Raw genomic sequence first — 15,711 nt, forward strand, 5'->3', positions numbered from 1 at the left:
AGTTAAATAAGTAATTTTTATCAAAAGGGGGTAAATCATATGCAGTTAGAGGAATTTTTAAAAAGTAAACTAGACGAAAACGATATCTATATGTTTATAACTGCCCCAATGTTTTCGTTTTCCCTTGAAAATGTAACAAGGGAGGTCAAGAATTGAGCGAACTTTTATTTCAAACAATAGAATGCGTCAGTTCGAAGATGAAAAACAAGGAACTATCTCCCGTTGAAGTAACCGCATCAACACTCAAAAGGATAAAAGATTATAATCCAACAATTAACGCATTGATTACCGTGGCAGAAGAAAAGGCCCTTGCTGAGGCAGAAAAAGCGGAACAGGATATTCAATCCGGTTATTATCTTGGACCTATGCATGGGATTCCTATTGTGGTGAAAGATATCCTGCAGACTGAAGGAATGCTGACTACAGGTGGGTCAAGAATATTTAGTGATTGGATCCCTGATGAAGATGCGGAATCTATAAAGAAGTTGAAAGCGGCAGGGGCGATCGTCATTGGAAAAGCAAATCTTCATGAATTTGCAATGGGTGCAACCTCAGAAAACAAGTGTTTCGGAAATGTAAAAAATCCTTGGAATATAAAAAGAATTCCAGGAGGTTCCAGCGGCGGCTCTGCTGCTGCGACTGCTTCTGGAATGGCTTTTGGAGCTGTTGGCACAGACACAGCAGGATCCGTACGTCTACCTGCAGCTATGTGTGGAATTGTTGGATTTAAACCAACATATGACCTTATAAGCAGAATAGGGTGTTTTACATTCAGCTGGTCACTTGATCATATTGGTCCCATGACTAGAACGGTAAAAGATGCAGCAATAATGTTTGATGCTATGAAAAAGAATGAATCACCTGCATTATCTTTTGGGGAGAAGGATTCATTGCACACGTTAAAAGGTATGAAAATCGGGTTCAATGAAAGCTATATGTATGACGGAATTAAACATGAAGTTAAAAAGGTTATAGATACAGCTTTTCATCAATTGGAAGCTCTTGGGGCTGAATTGATCCCCATTAAACTCCCATTACTTGATGAGGGTCTCAACGCTTTAAAGATTATCGCTCAATCAGAAGTGAAGGCCTATCACGAACCATTGTTAAAAAAATATGGTGATTTGTATGGAGACGACTTAAGATATCGTTTTGATTTTGGCAGTGAAGTATCAGCAACAGAATATATTAATGCACAACGTTCCCGGAATCAATTTATCAATCAAACGATGGCTCAGATGGAAGAGGTGGATGCCTTAATTGGTCCGACCAATATCCAGGAACCATTTGAAATTGGGACTGTCCCGCCGGAACAAGCTGTCAGCAATATGTTCACCTTAGGAAAAACTCCACTAGCAAACATACTGGGATTCCCGTCATTATCAGTTTCGTGTGGTTTTACGGAAAATCACCTGCCTGTAGGTCTACAATTTATAGGTGTTCCCTACTCAGATAAAAAAATATTACAAATGGGCGATTGTTATGAATTGCAAGTGGGATATAGCGGTGAATTAGAATTAAATTCCCATTATAAACAAATCTAAAAGAGAATTATTTCGAGGAAGCTCATTGATTTAAAAGAAGGGGGGCTGATGCCCTTGACCTCAACAATAAGGAAGGCTTTTGATTTATTGATAGATATTATGGCATCTGTTGGCAGATTATTACTAATAGTCATAATAGTATTAATACTAATAGATATCATTGCTTTGAGCACTTTGAATTATTCATTTTCCTGGGTTTTTGAAGTTACAGAGTACTTGTTATTATTTATTCCGTTTCTGGGAGTAGCTTTCGTGTTAAAGCGGGAAGAGCATATAAAACTGGATTTCCTATTAAACTTATTGAACATTGAACAGCGGACCATGGTAGAAATAATTAACTCCTTTATTGGTCTTATCACGTCATTAATTATCGCCGTTTTTGGATTTCTGGTCACTTGGAAGTTTTTAGTAAATAGTGCAATGACTGAAGCAGTTTTGCAGCTCCCCCGTTTTATAATTGTAGGCATTATACCGATTAGTTTTGTTTTCGTTACTATACAATTTCTGCGGAACATTACCAATAAAATTGAGAAATATAAAAATTCAAAGGTGTAAGGGGGTGATGGTATGGAATGGTGGGGGCTGCTCATTATAATTTTTGGAGGAAGTATCTTTTTGTTTATGCTCGGGCTTCCCATTGCTTTTGCGTTTCTGACAGTTAACGCAATAGGTGCATTCTTTATGTGGAATGGGGCTGCAGGGCTGGAACAACTTATACTCAACATGTCTTCTTCCATTTCCAATTTCTCCTATTTACCAATTCCCATGTTTATTTTGATGGGGGAGATTATGTTTAGGACAGGATTAGGAGAAAAGATATTCAGCGCATTGGGGAAATGGTTCGGAAAACTTCCAGGCAGGTTAAGCATAATCGCAGTAGGAAACAGTGCTTTGTTTTCTATATTAAGCGGGTCGAGTGTTGCGAGTACAGTTTTGCTGGGAAAATTATTAGTGCCGGACATGATGAATAGAGGATACAATAAAAAAATGACACTAGGCCCTATTTTGGGCGGTGCCGGTTTGGCAACGATGATCCCTCCAACAGCATTAGGAATTTTGCTTGCATCTTTAGCCTCTATTCCTGTTGGCCAGTTCTTATTTGCGATTATTATTCCAGGCATAATACTGGCTGTTTTGTTTGTCACCTATATTATAATTTTCTGTTGTCTTTATCCCGACAGCGCTCCTTCGTATGATGTGGAAAAAGTTTCGTTATCCGAAAAAATACGAGATACCTTGAAATATATTTTGCCTCTGGGTTTGATAATCTTTTTGCTTTTAGGAGTTATTGTTCTTGGGATCGCAACACCGACTCAAGCAGCTGTTTTAGGTGCTTTAGGTACGGTCGTTCTGGCTTATTTTTATGGGGGCTTGACTTGGAATGAAATCTGGGAATCTCTTACCGGAACTTTCACATCCACAACAATGATATTTATGATTCTCGTTGGCTCCACTACGTTCAGTCAGTTGCTGAGTTTTACCGGAGTTACAGATTCGCTCGTTGGACTTGTCAGTGATGCTGCATTGCAGCCTATAGTAATACTTATTTTTATTCAAATCATTTTACTATTGTTGGGATGTTTTTTAGAACCGCTATCCATCATGATGATGACAATCCCCTTACTTATTCCTATTTCAGAAAGTTTAGGTTTTCACCCGATTTGGTTTGGGGCCATAATGCTTCTTAATATGCAAATGGCTACCATCACCCCTCCATTTGGAATGGACTTGTTTGCTATGAAGGGCGTGGTGTCAGAGACATCGATTACCATGAAAGATATCTATAAATCAGTTATTCCTTTTCTTATTCTAAATGTTATATGTCTGGTTCTAATGATCATGTTCCCTTGGATAACCACGCTTCTTCCAAGTTTTGTACAAAATTAAAATATTTTCCTTTATATTTTGAAGGAGGTGAAATATTAAAAAATTGTAACAATATATCTTGAAATAACCGGGAGTGATTAAGAAAGAAGCGATACTTTTTTTGAATCAACATGAGGGGGATTAAAATGAAATTAATACACAGATTTAACTTCTTATCACTACTTCTATTAATAACTTTATTAGCAGCATGTGGTGATTCGACTGATCAAGAAACAACTGAATCCAATGCGTCAGAAGATGAATCCAGTAATACGGACGATGAAATTGTCACATTAGATGCTGTAAGTTTTCTTGGAAAAGGTGACCCTTTGACGGCAACAATTGAAGATTGGATTAACAGTGTGGAGAACGCAACAGAAGGCCGTGTGGAAATTAATTGGCGCGGTGGTGCTGATGTTATCCCCATTGAAGAACAATTTGAATCAATGAATTCTAATGTTATCGATATTAACTTCACTTATATCGGGCAGTATCAATCTGATTTACCAATTTCTCGGGCCTTACCTCTTTCACAGTTGAAACCTTGGGAAGAAAGAAACAGTGGATTTTATGACTTTATGGACGAACAACACAATGAAATAGGAGTTAAATATATTGGAAGATGGCTTACAGGTTCACCGAGACTGTGGTTGAATGAACCGGTGGAAACGGTGGATGACCTCAATAATAGGGTGATTCGTTCAACACCGAACTATACGAGATTTTTTGATGAACTTGGTATTTCTTCTTCTATGATCGACCCATCGGAAGTGTATACTGCACTGCAAACAGGACAAGTTGAAGGATTTGTTTACGGTGGTTTAACAGGGCCGCGGAAAGATGGTTGGACAGACTCTGCCAAATACGTGCTGGATGAGCCTTTTTGGACACAAAATTGTACAATCTTAATGAATAATGACAGTTGGGACAATATTTCTTCGGAAGATCAGGAAGCAATAATGGAAGCAACGGCAGAGTATGAACGAGATATGGTGGAATATTATGAAAGTCAATTTGAAGAAGAAAGACAAACATTAAAAGAAAATGACGTAGAGTTCATAGAATTCCCTGAAGAAGAGGAAGAAAAATTTCTTAACACTGCTTATGATGTGGAATGGGAATCCCTTCAAAGTGAATCCTCTACAGAACTCGTTGAAAAGGCCAGAGAGTTAGCCACGAAGGAAGAAGGGTAGCAAGTTGGATGGTCAATATACTTTCAATTAAATACTAGTCAGGCAGCCGTAAGTTAAAAAACTTGATTAGTATAAGTGAATATATCGGTATATTTACTTTTACTGGATCGGAAGGATGGTGAATCGTGCAGCAACATGAAGTTTATGACATTACAATTATCGGCGGCGGGCCTGCTGGTCTGTTTACAGGCTTTTATGCTGGGATGCGTCAACTGTCAGTGAATATTATTGAAAGCCTCCCCCAGCTCGGCGGACAATTATCTGCTCTATATCCGGAAAAATATATTTATGATGTTGCAGGATTTCCTAAAATTGAAGCTCAGGAATTAGTAGACAATCTAATAACACAAATGAATCAGTTTGAACCGTCTATTACTCTAAATGAGTCTGTTCAAATGGTCGAAAAGCAACCGGATGGTTTGTTTAAACTAGTTACTAAAGAAAGTACTTGCTTATCCAAAACCATCATAATTACAGCTGGGAATGGTGCTTTTCATCCAAGAAAATTAAAACTTGAATCTGCAGAAAAATATGAAAACGAAAACTTACATTATTTTGTGGATGATTTGAATAAATTCAGGGATAAAAGAGTTCAATTGTTTGGCGGCGGAGACTCTGCTGTCGATTGGGCTCTAATGCTTGAGCCGATAGCAAAAGAAGTAACAATAGCTCACAGGAGAGATGAATTCCGGGCCCATGAACACAGTGTTAATTCTTTAAAGGAATCAACCGTCAATGTTATGACTCCTTACGTTCCTTCGGAGTTAAGGGGAGAAACTAAGATTGAACAGGTTGTGCTCGATGAAGTGAAAGGGAGTAGCAGCAAAATTGTCGATGTTGATGATGTCATAGTCAACCATGGATTTGTATCAACTCTTGGTCCAATAAAAGATTGGGGGATCGAGATAGAGAAAAATAGTATAGTAGTTAATTCAAATATGGAGACAAATATAACAGGTATTTATGCTGTTGGGGATATTTGTACGTATGAAGGCAAAGTAAATCTCATTGCAACAGGTTTTGGTGAAGCTCCTATTGCTGTAAGCCATGCAAAAGTCAACATTGATCCAAAGGCAAAAATGCAGCCAGGACACAGCACTACCATAATGGCCGACAAAGTATGACCTTTCTTTGTTTGATTATTTTTTGTTAAATGATTTCAAAGATTTACAAATTATTAAATATTAAGGAGGATTTTAGTGATGAATGAAACTAAAAAGAATGAACGGGTAGAAGAGGTCTTTGGTTTATTTCTCAAACATATGAAAACGTTTTTAAAAGAGGCGAATCTGAATCACGAGGAATATACGAATTTTGTAAACTGGGCGGACCGGCTAGGTCGGTCCGGGGAACTTCCGTTGTATGCGGATGTCTTTCTGGAAACCCATGTCCTGCAGGCCATGTATACAGATAAACCGGGAACGCAGCCGTCGCTCTTGGGACCGTTTTTCATCGAAGGTTCACCGTATCTCGAAAACACACCCGGAAAGCCGATTGTTAATACCATGCGGGCGGATGAACCGGGGGAGACACTTTATTTTTCGGGCCGCGTCCAGAACCTGAAGGGGCAGCCGCTGGCCAACACAAAGGTAGAGTTATGGCATAACGATAATAGCCGAAAATATTCATCGTTTGATTCCGATGCACCGCCGTACAATTTAAGAGGGCATTTCTATACCGATAAAAACGGGGATTTTGAAGTCAAAACGATCGCCCCGATTCCGTACTCTATTCCGACAGAAGGACCGACCGGTGAATTTCTGGAATATATGGATCAGCATTCGATGCGTCCGGCCCACCTGCATTTAATGTTTGAAGCAGAAGGATATGAGACATTAATTACACAGGTCTTTTTTGAAGGAGATCCGTGGCTCGAAAATGATGTAGCTGAAGGCGTCCGTGAAGAGCTGGTTACAACCCTGCATGATAAAGGCGGTCACAAAGAAGCGGAGCTGGCCTTTGAAATGCGGCCGGAATAAAAAAGGAAATGGGGACATGGCAAAAATGTCCCCTCTTTTCTATGTTACGCAGCTATAGGAGGAACTTTATAATGATAAAACCTACCATTGAACACATAACAACAGAACTGCTCGACGTCCCCATTAAACGCCCTCATCAGTTTTCCACCACAAAAGTAACGTCAAAGAGTTTTGTTCTGGTAAAAGTCACATTAACCAATGGCACCGTAGGTATTGGAGAGGGGACGACACCGGGCATATGGTGGAACGGAGAAAGCGTGGAAACGATGAAGCTGGTGATCGATGCATACATGACACCTTTGCTGCAGGGCGGGGATCCGTCAGAGATCGAAGCGTTGATGCAGATCGTAGACCGCAGAATCCGGGGTAATACGTTCGCCAAGGCTGCAATAGAAATGGCTTTGTATGATGCGCTTGGAAAAACCTACCATGTTCCAGTTCATCAACTGCTGGGCGGACAGTGTCAGTCGCGTATCCCTGTACGTTGGGCACTCGCTTCCGGCACCAGGGAAGGTGATGTCGACGAGGCGGTGAAGCTGGTATCGTCCGGAAGGTATACAGCTTTCAAGACGAAATCTGGAAAAGAACGTCCGAGTGAAGATGCCCGCCGTAACGTGTACATCGCTGAAGGGATCAAAAACCATGCCGCATTGGGTATCGATCCCAATGGATCCTGGGACCGGTTGACGACTATGACCTGGATGGATGCTTTTTTTGAAGCAGGCATCGAATTTCTGGAACAACCGCTTCCGCCGGCCGATATTGCCGGTATGGCGAAATTAACCGCAATGAAAAGAGTGCCGGTGATGGCCGATGAAAGCATGCAGTCCCTCCATGACGCACTGAGAATCGTTCAGGCAGATGCGGCGGACATCTTTTCGTTAAAAATTCACAAATCCGGCGGTATGAAAAACACTGTTAAAATTGCAGGTATTGCCGAAGCCGCGGGAATTTCCTGTTTCGGCGGCACGTCGCTGGAAAGTTCGATCGGAACCGCTGCCGCTCTTCATGCATACGGATCGATTCTTAACCTTGACTACGGAAGTGAATTATTTGGCCCGGACTGGCTGGCTGATGATCTGGTTGAAGATCCGCTGGTCATGAAAGATGGGTGCATTCTGGTCCCAGATAAGCCGGGGCTGGGCGTAAAACTGAATGAAGCCAAAACAGCGGCCTATCGAAGAAAGGAGACGTGACATGTATGGAACATTTAGCTGCCCCTACCTTGACGTTTCTGGCGGATATGGAATTGACCGTAGAAGGTGCCTATCTGCCGGGACAAACCCACATAGGAGAGCGCCGGATCATCCGGGTGACCGGTGGTAAGATGTGCGGGAACGTCAATGCAGATGTCGTGCCCGGCGGCGATGACTGGATCACAGTGAGGGAAGACGGAACGATTATACAGGATGTACGAATATTGCTGAACACTGAAGATAATGCCTTGATCATGATGACATACCGGGGCATCCGGACTGGACCGAAAGACGTACTGCAGCGGCTTGATAACAACGAAGCAGTGGATCCATCCGAATACTATTTCCGGACCGCCCCTGTATTTGAAACAGCTGCCCTCGCTTATGAGTGGCTGAACCGACGGTTGTTTGTGTCCAGGGGGATCCGCCTTCCGGGTAAAGTCAACTACTCGATCTATACTGTGGATTAAGACATGGAAAGGAAGCAGACGCCAATGGAAAAACAAATCACAACCAACAAGGGAAAAAGCCTGCATATCTGTGATACCCCGGGAGAACAGGGGACGATTATTGCCGTCCACGGGCTGACCGGGCATCATAAGCAGATGCAGTATTACCAACGAAAACTCTCCGGCCGTTACAGAGTGATCAGCCTTGACATGCGTGGAAGGGGGAAGAGTGAAGCAGCTCCTCCGGAAACATCTATATTCACACATGCCAATGACGTCATCGATCTAATTGAAACCATGGAAATTGAGCGGTCTATATTAATGGGGTATTCCATGGGAGGATATGTCTGTGCTCTGGCGGCTGGTCGGCTGCAGCATGTGTCAAAATTAATTCTATTGGATGGAGCTGGAACAATGGAAGATTACCAGCGCGATTTGATTCTTCCGTCCCTGGAACGCCTGCGGACCGCGTTTGAATCCGAGGATGATTACGCTGCCAAAACCAAACAGTTGTACATGGGGTTGAATATCACCTGGAATGAAGACATGGAAACGATTGCCCGCTACGAAGTGCAGCATAATGGAGACGTCTGGGAGCATAAATCAAATTATGATAAAACTCTGCAGGATTTTGAAAGTTTTTATGATTTTGACCCGGAAAGCACCGCCCCTTTCATCTCGTGTAGTACCCTGCTTGTGATAGCGGAAGGTTCAATGGGCAATAATCCTTCGTTATTTCACGAAGGCTCCTATCAAACGATACAGGATACTGTTTCATCCATAGAAACCGTTCACACCCCCGTCAATCACTATGAACTTGTCTTTAATGAACAGCCGAAAATACTGCAGGCTGTCGAAAGCTTTCTGGCAAAGGAGGAGCGTTGAATGAATATTCCCAAACATATCGATGTTGATCAGGCTGTTGCAAACGTCAAAAGTGACGATACGATCATGGTCGGCGGCTTCGGTCTCGTTGGAAGCCCGCTTACTATGATCGATGCCCTGACCCACTGGGATGTCACCAATTTAACGATAATCAGTAATAACGTTGGTGAAACCGGAAAAGGTCTTGGTATTTTGCTGCAGCAGGGGAAACTGAAAAAAGCAGTCGGTTCTTACTTCACTAGCAATCGGGAAGTTGCCAAGTGGTATAACGAAGGAAAACTGGAGCTGGACTTGCTGCCACAGGGAACTTTTGCTGAAGCGATTCGTGCCGGCGGTGCTGGTATTGGGGGATTTTATACTAAAACGGCAGTTGGTACTGAACTTGCGCAAGGAAAAGAGACACGAGATATTGACGGAGAAACGTATTTGCTGGAGAAACCGTTGAAAGCTGATGTCGCTTTAATCCGGGCTGAAAAAGCAGATACTAAAGGAAATCTTGTCTATTACAAAACAGCCCGGAATTTTAATCCTATAATGGCTTCAGCTGCGGCGTATGTGGTAGCGGAAGTAGATGAAATCGTTGATGAAGGGGAGCTTGATCCGGAAGCCATTGCCACCCCGCATCTGTTTGTGGATGCGCTGGTAAAAAGCCGTTATGTATTAACCAAAGAAGGAGTGGTGGATCGTGGCAGGTAAAGAAAGGATTGCTCAACGGGCGGCGCAGGACCTCGAACCTTTTTCAATTATTAATTTAGGGATCGGTATTCCGACTATGGTGGCAGATTATCTGGATAAAGACAACTATTATCTGCATACAGAGAATGGTCTGCTCGGGGTGACATCGGTTGAAGAGGAAAATATCGATCCGCTTTTAGTTAATGCAGGAAAGCTCCCTGTAGGGGAAGCCGTCGGAGCCTCGTATTTTCACAGTGCTGATTCGTTTGCGATGATTCGCGGCGGTCATGTTGATGTCGCGATTCTTGGTGCCCTCCAGATTGATGCCGCCGGACGAGTAGCTAATTGGGCAATCCCGGGCAAAGATATCATCGGTGTCGGAGGTGCTATGGATCTGCTCGTTGGTGCAAAGAAGATTTTGATTACAACCAATCATGTATCTAAAGACGGATCGCCAAAGATAGTGGAAGAGTGTACCTATCCGATTACATCAACTCGAAGAGCCGATGTCATTATTACTGATCTTGCGGTATTCCGTTGGATACACGATGGTTATGTTTTAACAGACCTTCTGGGGGATGCCACTCTTCAAGAAATAGCAGAAAAAACGACAGCTTCATATCGTGTTAGTGACAAGCTGTATGAAAAGGGGAGTACGAAATGAACGAAGTAGTTGTCGTGGACGCACTCCGCACGCCGATCGGAAGATACAAAGGAGTCCTCAAAGATGTCCGTCCGGATGATCTTGGTGCTGCTGTTATCAAGGCTTTGTTGAAGCGGAATCCAAATCTGCCGCCGGACGAAATCGGTGATGTGATATTTGGAAACGCGAACGGAGCCGGGGAAGAAAATCGGAATGTGGCCCGGATGTCGCTGCTTTTGGCCGGGCTGCCACAGGCCGTGACTGGCACAACGATCAACAGGTTATGTGGATCCAGCCTGGATGCTGTAAGCATGGGAGCCCGCACGATTATGGCGGGGGAAGAAGATATTATTATCGCTGGCGGTACGGAAAGTATGACCCGGGCTCCGTATGTAATGAAAAAACCGGAAAAAGAATTCCCACGGGGAAATATGAAACTATATGATACAACTATCGGCTGGCGTTTTCCTAACCCTGCGTTAGAAGCCATGTATGGGACTGATTCAATGCCCGAAACAGGAGAGAATGTTGCCAAACGATTTGAGGTATCGCGGGAGGTCCAGGATGCGTTTGCCCTGGAAAGTCAAACACGGGCCAAACAAGCGATGGAAACGGGAAGGCTGGACAATGAATTGATTCCGGTTACTATCAAAGATAAAAAAGGAGACGAAACAATCATTACAACAGATGAACATCCGCGTCCGAAGACTACTCTTGACAAACTGAGCAGGCTGAAGCCGCTCTTTCAAGATGGAACCATTACGGCCGGGAATGCGTCCGGTGTTAACGATGGAGCATCAGCTCTGCTGATGATGAGTCGGGAGCGTGCTGATGCTCTTGGCATGGAACCACTCGTATCTTTTAAAGCGTCTGCGACAGCAGGTGTTGAGCCGGCAATAATGGGTGTTGCTCCTATTTATTCCACCAGGAAAGTGATGCAGCGTCTAGGACTCAAAACCGAGGATATTGAGCTAGTTGAACTTAATGAAGCCTTTGCCTCTCAGTCTATTGCTTGTATCCGTGCACTTGGCCTGGACCAGAATATTGTGAATGTAAACGGCGGCGCCATTGCCTACGGCCATCCTCTGGGAGCTAGTGGCGCCAAAATTTTAACAGGTTTAATTCACGAAATGAAAAAGCAGGGAGTACACCTGGGACTGGCTGCTATGTGTATCGGTGTAGGCCAGGGAATTTCCGTTGTCGTTGAAAATGAACAGAAATAAATTGGAGTGACAGCAGAAGGGATACGAGTTTAGTATTAAAAGGTTTAAAAATTTATAAGTTTTAGACTTATGCGTATATTGTGACAAATTCCAAAATTCATTATTATATAAATTACAACGAAATATTCTAAACATTTGAAATAGGAGGGCGTACAAAATGAATTTTGGAATTTATGTAGAGATGCAAAACCCGCCTCAACGACGAAAGGATCATTCGCAAATTTATCAAGAAACCCTGGAGCAGATAGAAAATGCAGATAAACGCGGTTTCAGTACTTTTAATACATTGGAACACCATTGGTTTGAGGAATTTTCAATTTCCTCTCATCCAATGGCCCTTTACGCAGCAGCAGCGCAACGCACAGATAATATACGTTTCCGCACCTGCTCACATGTTTTACCTTTGCATAACCCGATGGTATTTGCTGGTCAGGCTGCTGCTACAGACATTTTAACAGGAGGCAGGTTTGAATTTGCTGTAGGCCGCGGTCATGCTTGGGTGTTTCCCAAGGCGTCAATTCCCCTGGAAGAATCCCGCGGGCGTTTTGTCGAGTCCCTTGAAATTATTGAAAAGGCTATGGAAGAAGAAGTGTTTTCCTACAGCGGAAAGTACTATGCTGTTGATAACGTAAGCGTGGTTCCAAGACCGACAAAAAAACCAAGGATTTTTACGGGAGGCGCAAGCAATCATAATTATGAGTTAGCAGGAAAAAAGGGATGGGGCGTTTTGATTACACCAATGCTTCCGCTCGATCATGTACTGGGGCAGTTGGAGATTTACCGGGAGTCCTGTGAAAAACATGGAAATACGCCTGATATTGTTTTCGTGCAGGCAATGTATTTAGATGATGACGGTGAAAGAGCAAGAGAGGAAGCAGAACCTTATATTATGCAGTTTATGAAGGGCAATGTGGCCCCGATGAAAGACCTGCCTCCAAAAGAAGAGCTCGTCAATAAAGACTTTGGTTTTTATGCAAGCGGCGCATTGGAGTCTCTTCTGGATATTCCATATAAAAAATTGTTGGAAGACGAATATGTATGGGTCGGTTCGCCGGGCGAAATAAAAGAGAAAGTGGCAAACCTTATTGAAGCCTGCCCTGACTTGTCGGAAATTGCGGTATTGTGCACATATGCAGGGATGGAACACTGGAAGACGGTACGTACGCAGGATTTATTCAGTCAACAAGTGATGCCTGCTTTTCAGAATCAGCAGAAAAAAATCACAGTACAAAAATAAGCAGGTTAAATGTATGGAGGAACTCACTTATGATAGACGTAAAAGATGAAATCAGCAGTTTTACGTTTGATATTATACATTTACCAGATAAAAAATTTGTAGACTGGTGCACCGAAAATTACACGATAAACCGCGGCGTATTTAATGTCATTGATAATTGGTTTTTTGACCATGGACTGAAGGATATTATTCAGCGCCGCACGGCCATTATTCAGTATTTAAAGTTTCTGCAGAATTGGAGTGACCCTGATTCCAATAAGTTATTTGTCTCATTTGGTAAAGGGGGAGTAAAAAGAAGCCTTTGTTATTTTGTGGACGAATGTCAACATAACCATAATAGTCAGAAGTAATGAGGGTGAACCGTTTGAATATTAAAGCCAGCGATTTTACCTTAAATCACTTAATTAATGTTTCGGAAAGAACTGGTGAAAATTGGAAAGACCTTGAATTAATTATGACCAGTGCTGAAGCATGGGGGATGTTGAGAAAAGATTTAATTACAGCACTGGGAGTGGAACGTGCAAAGAGGTTTTTACTAAGATACGGTTATAAATGCGGGGAACACGAAGCAAGGATGTTAAATGAAAAAATTAACTGGAAAAGTGAAATTGATTGGTTGACCGCAGGCTCTAAACTGCATCATTTAACAGGAAGAGTGTTTTCTTATCCGGAACATTTTGATGTTGATATGCAAAAGGGAAAATTCAACGTGTCGGGGTACTGGATAGACTCGTATGAAGCGAAACAGCATCTGCATTATTTCTCCACACACAATGAAGCAGTCTGCTATTATCTGGTAGGGTATGCAAGTGGTTATACAAGCGCCTGCATGGGAAAAAGCATTTTTTTCAAAGAAATTAAATGTAAAGGCAAAGGCGATGATTACTGCAGCTATGTAGGAAAGACCTTGGAAGAATGGGGGGAAGAGATTCAAGAGGAGCTGTTCTACTTCGAAGATGATGATATGTCAGGTGAGTTGGATAAGATGTATCAAAAGCTGGAACAACAAAAAGAACGTCTTGAGATCGGATATTCACTAAGCAGTAAGTTGAATCAGGCTTTGCTGGAGGAAAAAGGACTGCCGGCCTTTGCTGAGATATTAGGGGAAAGCATTCAATCTCAAGTTCTTATAGAAGACAAACATTTCAAGGAAATTGCTTTCTATAGAAAAACACCAGGAATCAAAAAGGTTATGACAGCACAGAACACCTGGTCAGGTTATGAAAATTCCACCGTTAACAATGACATTGTAGAAACGGATATTCCTAACCATACCATTAAACTTGTTACAACACCTATCTGTGTAAGACAACAAACGAAAGGTTATTTAACCATAGCTTTAAATCAAAAAAGCGATTCATTTTATCAAGATTTGCTGAAACGTACAGCAACCGTGGCATCTCTTCAAATCCAAAATGAAAGAATAGCTCTTGAGACGGAACAACGACTAAAGGGGGAACTGTTAGAGAAATTGCTGCACAGCAAAGATACAAATGTGCAGGAGATTTATAATCAATTTTCGTACCTTGGCTATGATCTAACAAAAGAACACTATGTTCTTCACATAGAAATTGACGATACAAATGAGCGGGAAGATGTGCCTGTTGATAATGAACAGCTCCTGAATATACGAAATCAATTAAACAATTTTTATCAAGGCCAGAATGAATATGGTCCGAATATGCTGATCTTAACAAAATGGAACAAAATTCAAGCTGTTATCACCAAAGAGTTTATTGAAAATAGAAATACTACAATAAAAATGTTTGGAGAAAAAATATTAAAAAAGATCAATGGGAAAGAATCACAGGTATATATCGGAATCAGCACAGAAACGAAAAAGTTTACAGATTTTCATAATAGAGCAAAAGAAGCAAAACAAGCAGCAGAACTAGCTAAGAAAAAGTCTTCTTTTTCTCAAGTAATTCTAGCAAATGAATTAGGTCATTTATCATTATTTCTCTATGCAAGGGAACCTGAAGAGTTAGAGCAATTTGCAGAAGATAAGCTTCATGCGGTTTTGTCCTATGATGAGATGAAAAGTTCTGAATTGTTAAAAACATTATTTTATTATTCCCAGCATGAATTTAATCTGCATAAAACCGCCCGTGAAATGTCGATTTCCATAAGCGGGATGCGATACCGGGTACAAAAAGTTGAAGAACTTCTTAATCTTGATTTATCCAACTCCAATGACCGTTTTGAAATTCAGCTCTCACTGCAGATTCTATTAATGCTCGGTAAATTATGAAAACAGGGTGTCGTTATTACATTACGTATCTAAAGGAGGAAAATGATGGATTTTAAAGAGTTTAGAAACACTCTTGGCCACTTTGCTACAGGTGTAACGGTTATAACAACCAAAAATAACAATAAATTGATTGGTTTAACAGCAAATGCATTCTCTTCTCTTTCCTTAGACCCGCCGCTAATCCTTGTCTGTATCGATAAAAAATCCAGCAGTATGGAAGCTTTTGAAGAAGATCATCCCTTTGTCGTAAATATTCTAAATAAGAAACAGGATAGGGATTGCTGGCGTTTTGCCAAAAAAACAGATGATAAATTCGACGGCTGCTCCTATTCCCTGTCCGAGGACGGCATCCCCGTCTTAGAGAATAACTTGGCTTCGATTCAGTGTGAAGTAGAAGCGGTACATGAAGGGGGAGATCACTACATTATTACAGGTCGGGTTAATCATGTGGAATACGATGAAAAAGGAGAACCGCTGCTTTTCTTCCGAGGAAAATTAAGAGAGCTTCCCGAAAAGACAGAAACCATGTAAAACAACACAGACTCCGGACTTGATATTATTAAAGTCGCA

General features: G+C 41.9%; 16 protein-coding genes. All 16 read left to right on the forward strand.

The genetic code is table 11. From position 1 onward, the window contains the following. The first annotated feature begins 152 nt into the window (after positions 1-152). Entirely contained in the window at positions 153-1,544 is a 1,392-nt protein-coding gene (locus tag G475_RS0114860) for an Asp-tRNA(Asn)/Glu-tRNA(Gln) amidotransferase GatCAB subunit A (RefSeq protein WP_026701952.1), read from the forward strand. Between the two features lie 99 nt (positions 1,545-1,643). Continuing rightward, positions 1,644-2,099 (forward strand): TRAP transporter small permease, encoded by a 456-nt coding sequence (locus tag G475_RS0114865; RefSeq protein WP_233275790.1) that lies wholly within the window; start codon positions 1,644-1,646, stop codon positions 2,097-2,099. 12 nt (positions 2,100-2,111) lie between these two features. Beyond that, positions 2,112-3,431: a TRAP transporter large permease gene (locus tag G475_RS0114870; RefSeq protein ID WP_026701954.1), complete on the forward strand. Its 1,320-nt coding sequence runs from the start codon at positions 2,112-2,114 to the stop codon at positions 3,429-3,431. Positions 3,432-3,556: 125 nt separating this feature from the next. Then, positions 3,557-4,603: a TRAP transporter substrate-binding protein DctP gene (gene dctP / locus G475_RS0114875; RefSeq protein WP_026701955.1), complete on the forward strand. Its 1,047-nt coding sequence runs from the start codon at positions 3,557-3,559 to the stop codon at positions 4,601-4,603. Between the two features lie 122 nt (positions 4,604-4,725). After that, positions 4,726-5,727, forward strand: coding sequence for an NAD(P)/FAD-dependent oxidoreductase (locus G475_RS0114880; RefSeq protein WP_026701956.1), 1,002 nt, complete (start codon positions 4,726-4,728; stop codon positions 5,725-5,727). Positions 5,728-5,805: 78 nt separating this feature from the next. Next, entirely contained in the window at positions 5,806-6,582 is a 777-nt protein-coding gene (locus G475_RS0114885) for a dioxygenase family protein (RefSeq protein ID WP_035711354.1), read from the forward strand. 71 nt (positions 6,583-6,653) lie between these two features. Next, complete coding sequence (locus tag G475_RS25275; protein ID WP_035711356.1) at positions 6,654-7,778, forward strand: muconate/chloromuconate family cycloisomerase; 1,125 nt, start codon at positions 6,654-6,656, stop codon at positions 7,776-7,778. 5 nt (positions 7,779-7,783) lie between these two features. After that, positions 7,784-8,248 carry a DUF3237 family protein gene (locus G475_RS0114895; protein ID WP_026701958.1) on the forward strand — a complete coding sequence of 155 codons (465 nt, stop codon included), beginning with the start codon at positions 7,784-7,786 and terminating at the stop codon, positions 8,246-8,248. 24 nt (positions 8,249-8,272) lie between these two features. Beyond that, complete coding sequence (locus G475_RS0114900; protein WP_026701959.1) at positions 8,273-9,112, forward strand: alpha/beta hydrolase; 840 nt, start codon at positions 8,273-8,275, stop codon at positions 9,110-9,112. Further along, positions 9,113-9,808 (forward strand): CoA transferase subunit A, encoded by a 696-nt coding sequence (locus G475_RS0114905; RefSeq protein WP_026701960.1) that lies wholly within the window; start codon positions 9,113-9,115, stop codon positions 9,806-9,808. It begins immediately after the preceding gene. Continuing rightward, positions 9,798-10,451, forward strand: a complete 654-nt coding sequence (locus tag G475_RS0114910; protein ID WP_035711358.1) for a 3-oxoacid CoA-transferase subunit B — start codon at positions 9,798-9,800, stop codon at positions 10,449-10,451. The genes G475_RS0114905 and G475_RS0114910 overlap by 11 nt, the downstream gene beginning before the upstream one ends. Then, positions 10,448-11,653: an acetyl-CoA C-acyltransferase gene (locus tag G475_RS0114915; protein WP_026701962.1), complete on the forward strand. Its 1,206-nt coding sequence runs from the start codon at positions 10,448-10,450 to the stop codon at positions 11,651-11,653. Before G475_RS0114910 ends, G475_RS0114915 begins: the two co-directional genes overlap by 4 nt. Before the next feature lie 157 nt (positions 11,654-11,810). Beyond that, complete coding sequence (locus G475_RS0114920) at positions 11,811-12,890, forward strand: LLM class flavin-dependent oxidoreductase (RefSeq protein ID WP_026701963.1); 1,080 nt, start codon at positions 11,811-11,813, stop codon at positions 12,888-12,890. A gap of 29 nt (positions 12,891-12,919) precedes the next feature. Then, positions 12,920-13,240: a hypothetical protein gene (locus G475_RS25280; protein ID WP_051302572.1), complete on the forward strand. Its 321-nt coding sequence runs from the start codon at positions 12,920-12,922 to the stop codon at positions 13,238-13,240. A gap of 14 nt (positions 13,241-13,254) precedes the next feature. Beyond that, the gene (locus G475_RS0114930) at positions 13,255-15,141 is read left to right on the forward strand and encodes a XylR N-terminal domain-containing protein (RefSeq protein WP_169728529.1); all 1,887 of its coding nucleotides are present in this window, start codon (positions 13,255-13,257) and stop codon (positions 15,139-15,141) included. A gap of 45 nt (positions 15,142-15,186) precedes the next feature. Next, positions 15,187-15,672 carry a flavin reductase family protein gene (locus tag G475_RS0114935; RefSeq protein WP_026701965.1) on the forward strand — a complete coding sequence of 162 codons (486 nt, stop codon included), beginning with the start codon at positions 15,187-15,189 and terminating at the stop codon, positions 15,670-15,672. Positions 15,673-15,711 lie beyond the last annotated feature (39 nt).

The sequence above is a fragment of the Salibacterium aidingense DSM 18341 genome (assembly GCF_000429685.1).
Classification (GTDB): domain Bacteria; phylum Bacillota; class Bacilli; order Bacillales; family Marinococcaceae; genus Salibacterium; species Salibacterium aidingense.